This is a genomic window from Alteribacter keqinensis (assembly GCF_003710255.1).
GTDB classification, from domain to species: Bacteria; Bacillota; Bacilli; order Bacillales; family Salisediminibacteriaceae; genus Alteribacter; species Alteribacter keqinensis.
Genome location: NZ_RHIB01000002.1, coordinates 310,920 through 323,215, shown reverse-complemented (window position 1 = coordinate 323,215; position 12,296 = coordinate 310,920). Strand labels below are relative to the sequence as shown.

General features: G+C 45.3%; 11 protein-coding genes. 9 read left to right on the top strand and 2 right to left on the bottom strand.

The genetic code is table 11. From position 1 onward, the window contains the following. Nucleotides 1-51: 51 nt before the first annotated feature. A complete protein-coding gene (locus EBO34_RS13055; protein WP_122899250.1) occupies nt 52-1,422 on the bottom strand; it encodes a sigma-54 interaction domain-containing protein in 1,371 nt (456 codons plus the stop codon). Nucleotides 1,423-1,789: 367 nt separating this feature from the next. On the opposite strand from EBO34_RS13055, the gene EBO34_RS13050 reads away from it, so the two are divergent. The 4 genes from EBO34_RS13050 to ggt all read left to right on the top strand — a co-directional run bounded on the left by EBO34_RS13050 (nt 1,790) and on the right by ggt (nt 6,505). Continuing rightward, nucleotides 1,790-2,140: a DUF2512 family protein gene (locus EBO34_RS13050; RefSeq protein ID WP_122899249.1), complete on the top strand. Its 351-nt coding sequence runs from the start codon at nt 1,790-1,792 to the stop codon at nt 2,138-2,140. Between the two features lie 479 nt (nt 2,141-2,619). Further along, nucleotides 2,620-3,873 (top strand): GTPase family protein, encoded by a 1,254-nt coding sequence (locus tag EBO34_RS13045; RefSeq protein ID WP_122899246.1) that lies wholly within the window; start codon nt 2,620-2,622, stop codon nt 3,871-3,873. A gap of 14 nt (nt 3,874-3,887) precedes the next feature. After that, nucleotides 3,888-4,337: a hypothetical protein gene (locus tag EBO34_RS13040; RefSeq protein WP_122899244.1), complete on the top strand. Its 450-nt coding sequence runs from the start codon at nt 3,888-3,890 to the stop codon at nt 4,335-4,337. A gap of 398 nt (nt 4,338-4,735) precedes the next feature. Further along, the gene (gene ggt / locus EBO34_RS13035; RefSeq protein WP_122899242.1) at nt 4,736-6,505 is read left to right on the top strand and encodes a gamma-glutamyltransferase; all 1,770 of its coding nucleotides are present in this window, start codon (nt 4,736-4,738) and stop codon (nt 6,503-6,505) included. Between the two features lie 51 nt (nt 6,506-6,556). On the opposite strand, the gene EBO34_RS13030 is transcribed toward ggt, so the two are convergent. Further along, a complete protein-coding gene (locus EBO34_RS13030; protein WP_122899240.1) occupies nt 6,557-7,474 on the bottom strand; it encodes a LysR family transcriptional regulator in 918 nt (305 codons plus the stop codon). A 299-nt stretch (nt 7,475-7,773) separates the two neighbouring features. On the opposite strand from EBO34_RS13030, the gene EBO34_RS13025 reads away from it, so the two are divergent. The 5 genes from EBO34_RS13025 (at nt 7,774) to EBO34_RS13005 (ending at nt 12,282) form a co-directional block, all read left to right on the top strand. Then, entirely contained in the window at nt 7,774-8,361 is a 588-nt protein-coding gene (locus EBO34_RS13025) for a GNAT family N-acetyltransferase (RefSeq protein WP_122899238.1), read from the top strand. Nucleotides 8,362-8,538: 177 nt separating this feature from the next. Next, complete coding sequence (locus tag EBO34_RS13020; RefSeq protein ID WP_122899236.1) at nt 8,539-9,558, top strand: tripartite tricarboxylate transporter substrate binding protein; 1,020 nt, start codon at nt 8,539-8,541, stop codon at nt 9,556-9,558. 58 nt (nt 9,559-9,616) lie between these two features. Further along, nucleotides 9,617-10,048, top strand: coding sequence for a tripartite tricarboxylate transporter TctB family protein (locus tag EBO34_RS13015; RefSeq protein ID WP_122899234.1), 432 nt, complete (start codon nt 9,617-9,619; stop codon nt 10,046-10,048). Between the two features lie 12 nt (nt 10,049-10,060). Then, complete coding sequence (locus tag EBO34_RS13010; protein WP_122899232.1) at nt 10,061-11,548, top strand: tripartite tricarboxylate transporter permease; 1,488 nt, start codon at nt 10,061-10,063, stop codon at nt 11,546-11,548. Nucleotides 11,549-11,649: 101 nt separating this feature from the next. After that, nucleotides 11,650-12,282, top strand: a complete 633-nt coding sequence (locus EBO34_RS13005) for a phosphate signaling complex PhoU family protein (RefSeq protein WP_122899230.1) — start codon at nt 11,650-11,652, stop codon at nt 12,280-12,282. Nucleotides 12,283-12,296: the final 14 nt, after the last annotated feature.

The following is a 12,296-nucleotide window of genomic DNA, read 5'->3' as shown; positions in this document are numbered from 1 at the left end:
TTGGAGCCGCATAACGCTTTCCCTAGAATTAATGCAAGACCTGTGCCAGAACTAATCATTTATTCTGTATTTTTTTAATTTTCTTACGATTGATGGCTGGCTGATTCCCAATACTTCAGCCATTTTAACGGTTGTTTTCCATCTTTTTTTAGCATCGCGGAGAATGCGTTCCTCCACTCCATCAAGTGTCTGCCTGAGGGGAGCTTGAAAGCTTGTTTCCAATGGACTGACGGTGTCACGGTAGGACTGAGGCAGGTCAGAATGGGTAATTATCTGGGAATGGGAAGTGACTACGAGACGTTCAATCAGGTTCATGAGCTCCCTTACATTTCCCTGCCATTCCTGTTTGTAAAGCTCTTGCATCACAGCATCATCGAGCATTTTCTTCCTCTCGTATTTTTCAGAAAACAAGTGGAGAAAATGGCTGATGAGTGGTGCAAGATCTTCAGGTCGTTCTCTCATAGGAGGGATGTGGATCGGCACAACACTAAGGCGGAAATACAAATCTTCACGGAATTCTTTAGCCACAACCAGGTCCTGAAGTGGCTGGTTTGTAGCTGCAATGAGGCGGAAATCCAATGATTTCGGTTTTGTGCCGCCTACCCTGTAAAATTGCTTTTCTTGTATGAATTTCAGGAGTTTGACCTGAAGGGAGAGCGAGAGTTCACCGATTTCATCGAGAAACAGAGTGCCGCCTTCGGATGTTTCAGCGAGTCCGACTTTTCCTTTTTTACTTGCTCCGGTAAATGCGCCGCCTTCATACCCGAAAAACTCAGCCTCAAAAAGAGATTCCGGAATGGAGCCGCAGTTCACTTCAATAAATGGTCCTTTATTTCGCGGGCTTTTCTGATGGATCATTTTGGCAAGGTGCGTTTTCCCTACACCGGATTCGCCTAGGAGAAGGACATTTACATCCACAGCGGCTACCCGGGAAGCCGTGTCAAGACACGCTTTCATTGGCGGTGATTCTGCAAACAGCTCGCCGTATCCGCTGCTTTTCAGTCTCAGCTGATCGAGTTCATGCTTAACCCGCTTCATTTCATCCTGCATGTCTTTTAGATGCGTTTCCATATTGGCCATTTCAGTAATGTCGTGGGAATAGGATGCAATCCTCCAGACATTGCCGTCTGCATCGAAGACCGGGACTCCGGTAATGAGCAGTTTTTTGCCGTATCTTGTTGTCTGCACGACGTTTACCCGGTCTCTTTTCTCAAGTACGAGAGGGGTGACGATAGGGGTGAATACCCCTTCCTTTTGAAGCTGGTACACCGTTTCCCCCACCACATTGCGGCCTTCTATGCCGTAGAGCTTTTTTGTCTCCTCACTTACCGTCATAATCGTTCCGTTACAGTCGGTTACAAGCAGGTCATCTTTTAAGGCCTGCAGAATACGTTCACTGTCGTTCAGGATGGGTCTCGTCATGCTTATGGCACCTCCGGGTATTCGTTTTTGAATAGGATAATGGTTATAAGAATGTATGAATACGGTTTCATTTTCCGAAAATTAATGCTATTCATAAATAAATATAGTATTCATTTTTGGATAGCGCAAGGGGTGGTGGGGTCTGCTGGTCTGGCACCGCCCGGATTTTGTCGAAATAGTAGTTCTTTCCCCCGCTTAAAGAGTTTCATTTATAAGACCTATGAATCTGGCAAAGTTCGGGTGGTGCCAGGCACCCTCCTCAGCGCCTCCTCAAGGTTGCAAAATAATCTTCCTCCTTAAATAAAATACAGATATTTGGTAAAAAATATCGGTATTGGAAAAAGAGGCATCAAAAGGAGGCACTATCATGCATTACGTAAAAACCGTTCTATTGAAGGCAGTGATCATCGCTGCTGTTCTTCTCCCTATACTCTCTCTGGGTTATCAGTACAGTTTTCTTGCTACCCTTCTTCTTACAGGTGTCCTGACAATCGTAGGCTTTGTAGCAGTCGACTTGTTTGTGTTGAAAATGTCGTCCAACTGGATGGCGACAATATCGGACTTTGGCCTTGCTTTCCTTGTCGTTCAGGTAATTGGATCATTCTTCTATGGGGAAGGCATGATTGCTATCGGTGTTTCCCTCGTAGCAGCCACCGGCATTGCCATCGGGGAGTGGTTTGTTCATGCTTACTTGAACCGGACATTGGCAGTGAATTAAATTCGTTTTGGGCGCCAGGCGCTGTGGGTGACTCACATGGTGCCTGGCACCTTTTTTGTCTGTGTTTTGGAAATTAATTGGATCGGGATCTGGTTATCTTAACAAAAATCCGTCATAACTTAATATTCACAGGGCAAATCTCAACAAAAACCCGTCATATCTTTAATATCGATGATCTACCAGCTTCTCCCCTCTCAGAAAGCTAAAGAATCGCGTTTCTGCTTCACCCCAACTAGGATGATATTCCCTTGCTTAACCTCTCTCCTGCTGTATAATGATAGGAACTACAGCAATTTCCTTCCTTCATCCACCACAACAGACACACTTTCCGTCTGACCATTCCCACTTCCATTTTTCAAAAATCAGTGAATCAATCCAACGCCTTTTCGCACGTTTGAGAGGAGTGAATTTCAGATACGAAGAATGCTCTGCACTTGTTCGGTACATCGCTCTATAAATCTGGTAAAGGTGGTAGGTCTATGGCTATTGATAAAGAAAAAACGAGAGAGCTATTGAGTTTAATCGATGATTTGTTTGATTCGTTTTCGGGGAATCTGAATCCGGAAACGAAAGATTCATTAAAGAAGCTGGTCATGGGGCCGGCGATTGAGGAGATCAGAAAGCTGGTGGATGACAGCAGGCCGCCGGTTATGCTTGTGATGGGCAGAAGCGGGCACGGGAAGTCTTCATTAATTAACGCGCTGGCCGGTAAAGAGGTTGCGCCTGTAGGTGATGTGAAACCGGAGACTCCGGAATCGATCCCGTATTTGATCACATTTCCTGAACAGTATTCTACATGGCAGATTGTTGATACGAGAGGGATTTTCGAGACGACGAACCCTGATGGCGGTATCCCGGAAAGTGCCGTTTCCATGCTGAAGGAATCGGTGAAACAGTATTCGCCGGACATTATTCTCCATGTTGTCAGTGCTCCTGAAATCAGAAGCTTCAGCCAGGATCTGACTCTCTATCAGGAGATTGTGGACGAGGTTCATAAAGAACAAAATGTAAAAACACCGACCTCACTTATTTTAAATAAAGCGGACACCATTGGTAACCCGAGACACTGGCCGCCGGAAGAGTTTGCGAACAAAGCGGCTCTGTTACAGGAAAACCTCAGTTATGCGGCGGATGATATTTTGAACGTAAATGCAACGCTGCTTAACCAGAACGTTCCCTACTATGGCTATGAAACAACAGGAAATCAGTATGCGGGCATCGTGCCGGTCTGTTCGCTGGAAGGCGAAGAGTGGAACATTGATACTTTGTCCGACTTGATCGGAAATAACATTGGTGAGGAAGCGAAGCTGGATTTTTACCAGGCCCAGCGGAGGGACAAGCAGTTAAAGAAGGTGTCTTCATCGATCATCAAGAGGTTCACGACCATTTCCGGCGGTGTCGGAACAACGCCGATTCCTCTTTCGGATATCGCTGTGCTCACACCGCTTCAGCTGTTGATGATTACGGTTATCGGTTCTTTGGCCGGACGGGAAGTATCGAAGAAAACCGCGTATGAATACCTGGCTGCGGTAGGTGTAAATGTAGGAGCCGCGTTTGGTCTGCGTGAAGGGGCAAGACAGCTCGTGAAAATCGTCCCCGTAGGCGGCTCGATCATCTCCGGGTCCATGGCAGCCGCCGCGACGTACTCGATCGGAAAATCAGCAGAAGCCTACTTCTTCCACGGCAAGAAAATTAAGCCTCAAAAGGTGAAGAAGGATGAGGTTGAGGTTTAAGTGGGAGGGCAAAGTTGGACAACTATATGAACATCATTTCCGGTCGTCTTTCCAAACTTCTGGACAAGCGTGTATCGGTTCCTATATCAGACGACCTCCTGCTTGGCGTACTTACACGGACGAAGGTAAAGAACGTGACTATTGAAGCGGTAACGATTACAGACGAAATAATCATGATTAGCGGCCGCGTAAAGAAAGCGGGACTATCCATCCCGTGTGCCATCACACTTGCGCCATCAGAAACGACCGGCCGCACGGTCTATTTCGATGTGATAAAAACGAAGCCCCTGAATATGAAGTGGATTCACAAAAGCATTTTCAACAGGCCTCCTCATATTACTTACGACAAAGGCGAGGTCGGAATTGATTTGAACCAGATCACGATTGTTGAGCGGATCCCGGTGGGGAGGATAAAGGGGTTCACGGTAAAAGAAGGTGTACTTGTAGTTGAGGTCGGGGTTTAAAATACTGCTGGGTGCCAGGCACTGTGTTTGATATTTCACACAGTGCCTGGCACTCTTTTTTTTCGAATAAAAGACTACGGTTTCGACAAAGTTCGGGTGGTGACAGGCACCATCTAGAACACCAGGTCCTACGATCCGGTCATTTCTGCATGTTTTCTACTACTCTTTCTTTTTATGTCGGGAGTCGAAGACCTTTGTCTTATCTGTGAGCTGTGTGATGTGATTCCAAGGTCTTTTATATAAGTCTGTCTTATGAATCTATTAGTAATGGATATAAATGAACGCCTGGAAATAGTGTTATTATTTTGAAAAGTAAGAAAATTATCTTACATATGGGAGGTAGAGTCTGCGCTTGGGTTAGTGACTTAGTAGTCTAATCTTCTTTAGGAGGCGGTTGAATGAGACATAAAAATTGGATTCGTATGATTTCGGTTATGACTGTTATGGCCTTACTGGTAGCCATGAGTCCGTTTCATGCGTCGGCGAAAAAATATGACGGGGATATTGATTCGGTTGCAACGGGTACAGATGGGATGGTTTCCACCTCTCACCCGATTGCTTCACAGGTGGGCGCTGATGTTTTAAATAAAGGAGGAAACGCTGTTGATGCTGCGGTAGCGATTCAATTTGCCTTGAACGTCGTTGAGCCGATGATGTCAGGAATTGGCGGCGGCGGGTTTATGATGGTGTACGACGCGGATGAAGATGATGTGACAATCGTCAACAGCCGGGAACGGGCACCGGCAGGAGCAACGCCGGATATGTTCCTTGATGAAAACGGCAATGTCATTCCTTTTCAGGAACGGGTAAGGCATGGTACCTCTGTAGGTGTGCCAGGGACACTTCTCGGACTTGAAGAAGCCTTGGACCGCTGGGGATCAAGACACCGCCAGCAGTTAATGACACCAGCAGTTCAGCTGGCTGAAAAGGGATTCGAAGTAGACAAGCAGCTGGCGGATGCCATTGCCGGCAATGCTGAAAAACTCTCATTAACCCCGGCAGCCGATGTGTTTTTACCAGGTGGAGTGCCGGTAGGGGAAGGCGAGGTACTGGTTCAGGAAGATCTGGCGGATACGTTGAAGAAGATTCGTTCCAACGGTGCTAATGCCTTTTACCACGGTGAAATTGCTGAGGCCATTGCTGACACAGTTCAGGAATTCGGGGGCAGCATGACCACTGAGGATCTTGCAAACTATCAGCTGACCATTGACGAGCCGGTTGTTGGCAATTACAAAGATTACACGATTGCCAGTATGCCGCCGCCAAGCTCAGGAGGGACCTTCTTAATTCAAATGTTGAAGATCCTTGAGGATTTTGATCTGGGTCAATACGAAGTAAGGTCTTTTGAAAAATATCATCTCCTTTCGGAAACGATGAGACTTGCTTATGCCGATCGGGCGGCTTATGCAGGAGACCCTGAATTTATAGACGTGCCGGTAAATGGATTGCTACATCCGGATTATATTGAAGAAAGACGTTCGCTGATTTCTCTTGACTCCGTAATGACAGATATCGAGCCGGGTGATCCATGGGCGTATGAAGAAGGTTCAGCAGACTATGAAATTGATGCGTCCGGTCACGATGTGGACAATAATCCAGGTGAAACAACGCACTTTACAGTAGCTGACCGCTGGGGAAATGTAGTCTCCTACACGAGCACGATCGAGCAGATATTCGGCTCCGGTATTATGGTTGATGGGTACGGAATTATGCTGAATAACGAGCTTACTGATTTTGACGCTGTACCAGGCGGGGCGAATGAAGTGCAGCCAAACAAGCGTCCGTTAAGCAGTATGACACCGACGATGATTCTTGAAGACGGAAAGCCGGTGGCAACTCTTGGCTCACCGGGTGGTCCGAGAATCATTACCGCTGTACTTCAAGTGTTCCTGAATATTGCCGAATACGAAATGGACCTTGAGGATGCAGTCAAAGAACCGCGTATTTACAATACCCATACGACAGCAACGTGGTGGGAAGAGGGCGTTCCTGCGGATGTTCGCGCACAAATGACTGATTTGGGACACAGGTTTGAATCGAATCCCAACCTCGTAGGAAATGTTCAGGCTCTGCAAATTAATTATGATGCCGGAATGTACTACGGAGTCGCCGATGAGCGTAGAGATGGAGCGGCAATCGGTATTAACCGGCCAAGCCGGGGAAAATAAATAGAAAAAACGGAGCCGATGCCTGGTGCACCGGCTCTGGTTACATTCGGGTTAAGTCCTTTGAACACGGGTTGAGAGGTCTTCAAGGAGGTTAAGGGCATGAAAGGTAATTTCGGGGATGGAGGTGGATTGTTTCCAGACGATGGAGATGGTGCTGGACAGATCTTGATTTTTAACGTCGATGCCTCTTATTTGATGAGACGGCAGCAGGTCAATCATATCCGTTGGCATAAGGGTGACACCGATATCATTGGCGATCAGGTTCGCAATAGTCAGGAGTTCAGGTCCAATCCCCATCGTTTTAGGAATAAATCCGGCAGTCCGGCACGCCTGTTCCAGCGTCGTATGTAAAGAGGAGGAAGTGTCCGGGTCATAATGGAGAAATGTCTCGTTTCTTGCTTCATAAAGGTTGATGGATTGAAGCCGTGCAAGGGGGTGTGCGGCCGAGACGACAAGCTTTACGCTGTGGCTGGTTAATTCCCGTATCATTAACTGGTTCTCAGTTTTTCGCCGGATATGAGCAGGCATGCGGAAAAAACCAATGTCGTAGTCTCTGCCCTTAACAAGATCAACAACGTGCTTCGAAGATGTCTCCTGTATGTGAAACTCAAGGTCATCGAATCGTTCACGCAGTTTATGAAGGAGTGGTGGAATCCAGTTGCTCGCTGCAGAAGGAATGGTAGCGATGCGTATCGTCCTCTGTGGAATAGCGCCTGTTTTTTCAATTCTATGAAGCGTACTTTCGATATTTTCAAAGGAGGGCTGGAGGTTTTCGTATAAAAACGCCCCTTCTTTTGTGAGTGTCACACTTCGCGTATTTCTAATGAGCAGCTTAAAGTTAAAATGCTCTTCCAGCATGGTAATTTGCTGACTTAATGCCGGCTGGGAAATATGGAGGTTTTTTGCCGCCTTGCTGAAATTGAGACAATGGGCGACCTCCACGAAGTAACGGAGTGCCTGTAAGTTCATGTTGAATCCCCTCCTTATTTACGCATGCAAGGCTCTGTGAAAGTGGGACGTTGATTTCCGCCCGGAGAATCTGAAGAAAAATATTCCATGTATACGAATTACATTCATTATAGAAAGTTACAAATCTATCAAACAAGTGGAAAAAGCCCTGATTAGGTGCCAGGCACTGTGTATGACTTCTCACAGTGCCTGGCACCTTTTTAATTCATTCTTAACACGGGGTATAAATTCGTTTCTAAACCTGTCTTTTTTAAGCAGCCCACATGTAAACTTGAAAGAGAAGTAAAGGGGGAGCGCAAATGGAAAAGGTGACAATTAAAAGAATGGATGATTTTGAAAGGGACGTACGTGAGGAGGCTGCTGCAGTTTTTATAGACGGTTATTATAAGGATTTATCCTTTTTCTCGAAGGACCGTACAACTTTACAAAAAGCCATACGACATGCTTTTTGTGAAGATGTTTACTATCTTGCAGAGTGGGAGGGGGAGGTTGTGGGTATTCTTGCCTGCTCAACAAATCAATCCCGTGCAATGAAAGTGAACAAACGGGAGATCGTTGATGCTCTTGGGTTTCTGAAAGGAAGCTTTGCTTACAGTATGCTGAGCCGGGAATTGCATCCACCTTTGCACTACCCGGATGACACAGGTTATATCGAATGTGTGGCTACAACCAGTGAATCTCGTGGGAAAGGTGTAGCATCAGCCTTGGTTAATCACGTTATCGATCACCTTCATTTCAGCACATACATTCTCGAAGTAGTGGACACAAACACGAACGCACACCGGTTGTACAAAAAACTCGGTTTCACTGAATACAAAAGGAAAAAAGAACGTTTTGGAAAAATGAAGGGATTCCGGGAGAGAATTTATATGCGTTTTGAATGCTGATGGTGCCGGGCACTGTGTGTACGATTTCACACAGTGCCCGGCACCATTTTTTGATACAATGGTTCAATTTTTGCAGGATCTATTCCTCTTTTCTTTGTTCTTGTTGGAATGAATGGATTTACATTAACATGATTACAAGAGATGAACAAAATCTTATTTAATAAGGGGTGAGTGGGAATGAAATTAAAATTGAAATTATTTTTAACATCTATTCTTTTGGTATCGCTTACATTAATCGCTGCGTGCGGTGACGGTGAAGAAGCGGACAATGAAGGAAATGAAGACGGAGCGGAGGCTTCAGAAGGGATGCCTGATGGTTATCCTGAACGACCTATTGATGTTGTGGTTGCCTATGCAGCTGGCGGAGGTACGGATGTAGGTGCTCGGGTATTGGTCTCAGCAGCAGAGCAGGTAAACGGAGACAACTTTGTTGTTCAAAACCGTGAAGGAGCCGGGGGAGAACTGGGTTTTAACTACATGACAAGCGCAGATCCGGATGGTTATACAATTGGGTTTATCAACCTCCCGACTTTTGTATCTTTACCACAGGAACGCCCGACTGAATACGGACTTGATGATATTGAGCCAATCATGCTTCATGTATACGATCCGGCTGTTTTGGTAGTGAAACCTGAAAGTGGGCTGGATACACTTGGAGAATTTTTAGATTATTCAGAAGAAAACCCGGGTAAAATTACTGTTGCCAATAATGGAACCGGTGCTTCAAACCACATCATTGCTGCTCATTTCGAACATGAAGCGGGCATCGAGTTAAACCATGTTCCTTTTGATGGAACGAATGAACTTGTCACAGCTCTTCGCGGCGGTCACGTGATGGCGGGGGTTGCTAAAATCAGTGAAGTTGCTGCTCACCTTGACAGCGGTGAAATCATCGCTCTTGCTTCCATGACGGATGAGCGTCTGGAAGAGCTTGAGGATGTTCCAACACTTATGGAGAATGATATCGATGTCATTGGTGCATCCGGTCGTGGTATCGTTGCTCCGGCTGGAACAGATCCGGAAATTATCGACTACCTGCATGAAGTGTTTAAAGAAGCGATGGAATCTGAAGAACACATCAATCAGGCTGATAACATCAGCCTTCCACTCCGATACATGGGACCTGAAGAGTTTGGTGAATTTATTCACCAGCAGGATGAAGATAACAAACAATTACGTGAACTGTTAGATCTATAAAAGGAAGGCAAGGGGGGATCCGGAGTGATCCCCTGCCTTTATATAAAGGGTGAGATGAGTGAGAAATACCGACCGAATGGTTGCTGTAGTATTTATCGTAATCGGAGCTGTTTTCTTTTATCAGACGTTGTCTTTTCCTGAAGGGGCACAAATGTACCCTCGGTTTATTATCGGTATCATGGTTGGACTGGCCTTATTATTGCTTATTCAAACTTTTATCAAAAAACCTGATACATCGTACAAAAAGCTTTTTGGCCATATTCACTGGAAGAGGTTCATCGGCGTTCTGGTATTTAGTTTTCTATATCTTATTTTAATCAATCAGATTGGTTTCTTTGTGACAACAGTTGTTTACTTAGTGGGGACGATGGTGTTTTTACGTGCAACAGTAAAGACAATTGCTATTGCAGTTCCATCCTTTGTACTCGTGCTGTACTTAATCTTCAGTGAGTTTTTAAATGTACCTCTTCCTTCGGGAATTTTGGTATAAGGGGGCAGAACAATGGATTTTGAAGTAATGCTGCAAGGGTTTGTAAATGCCCTCAGCTGGCAGAATATTATCGTGATTGTTTTAGCAACAACCTTAGGGGTCGTAATCGGTTCCATGCCGGGTCTTTCTGCGGCAATGGGTGTGGCACTCCTTATTCCAATGACCTTCACAATGGATCCTGCAACAGGATTGATTATGCTGATCGGAATATACTGCGGTGCTATTTTTGGGGGATCGATTTCTGCAATTCTGATCAGTACTCCTGGTACTCCGGCGGCATCAGCTACCTTAATTGAAGGATATGAAATGACGAAGAAGGGACAGGGAGGGAAGGCCCTTAAGACAGCTGCCGTTGCCTCATTTACTGGCGCTATGGTGAGTGCAGTAGCACTTTATGGATTTGCGCCGCTTCTGGCTCAGCTTTCTCTTCGCTTTGGACCCGCTGAATATTTCTGGTTAGCTGTATTTGGACTTACAATTATCGCGGGTGTAAGTACGGGCTCTATGCTGAAAGGGTTATTGGCAGGTGCTTTTGGTCTGGTTCTTGCCATGATTGGTCTTGATCCGATTACCGGCATGCCTCGGTTTACCTTTGGGATGAACGAATTGATCTCCGGGATTCCATTTACTCCAGCTCTTATCGGACTTTTCGCTATGTCACAAGTACTGATTATGGCTGAGAAAAGGATGAAAAATACCGGGATCACAAACCAGGTTAAGGACAATTCCACCATCACCTGGGGAGAAATAAAGAAGATGAAAACAACCCTGGGGCGTTCGTCCATCATTGGTACAATTATCGGTCTGCTGCCCGGGGCCGGGGCTACCATTGCGGCTTTCGTTGGGTATAACGAGGCGAAGCGCTTTTCAAAAAACAAAGATGAGTTTGGGAAAGGGGCTCAGGAAGGGGTTGCCGGTGCAGAAGCAGCCAACAACAGTGTAACTGGTTCCTCTTTAATACCCACATTAACTCTTGGTATTCCTGGTGAAAGTGTAACAGCCGTACTGTTAGGGGGACTTGTGATTCACGGTCTTCAGCCAGGTCCTGATTTGTTTACGGTTCACGCAAATACAACTTATACTTTCTTAGCCGGTTTTGTTTTTGTTAACGTTGTCATGCTTCTTCTCGGGTTATATGGAGCAAGATATTTTGTTGGTGTAACGAAGATTCCTGATGGTGCTCTGATTCCAATTATCTTTACCCTGAGTGTGATTGGTTCTTATGCAATTCATAATAACTTCTTTGACGTCATACTTATGTTTATCTTCGGTTTGATTGGTTATTTCTTCAGGAAATTCACCCTCAATTCAGCATCTATTGTACTTGCATTGATTCTTGGTATTCTTGCTGAATCAGGTTTCAGGCGTACATTGGTTATCTCGGGTAATGACCCTCTGGCCCTTGTGGCAAGTCCGATAAGTATTGTTCTAATTGTTTTGACAGTACTTTCATTATTTTCACCGATTGTAATGAATAAGTTTACGAAATCAGCAACGTAACATGATGAAGTCCGGCGTTGAAGCCCATTTGCTATCAGATGAGAGCCCATGTCGGGCTTTTCTTCATTGTGTAGTAGTAAAAATAGACAGGAGGAAAGTGAATGGCACCGATAATGAAGAATTTTTCATATGAAATGAACAAAGTGCACGACCGTCTGCTCGTTCTTGCCGAGATGACAGAGGGACAATTCGCGCTGACTCAAAGCGTAGTTGCTCACGGAGCGACGCATGTTAATAAAGTGAAAAAGCTGGATCGTGATATTGATGAAAAATATGAGGAGATTCAAGAGGGTATTCTCAATATGTTTATCATTCAGACTCCTTTACCGAATGAAATAAAAGCACTGACGACAATCATGCGAATGTCCGGGGAGTTGGAAAGAATAGGCGACCAGATGGTCAATATGATGGCTTCATGTGAACATTTGAACCATAAAGATTCAAGGTCCTATGCAACAACGGTGATTGAGATGCTTGGTCATGCCGGCCGCATGCACGAAATGTGTACGTCCATACTCAAAATATATGATGAGGAAAAGGCAACAACCATTATTGAAACAGACAGACTTGTTGATCAGGCTTTCCACCATTTCCGAACTGAGCTTCCCCAGCTGATACAGGAACACCCACAATATATAGAAGATTTTATGCAGTATTTTTTAATAAGCCGATACATTGAAAGGGCGGCTGATCATATCGTTAACATTGTAAAACGAATTAACTTAATTACGTGAATGGAGTAATAGTT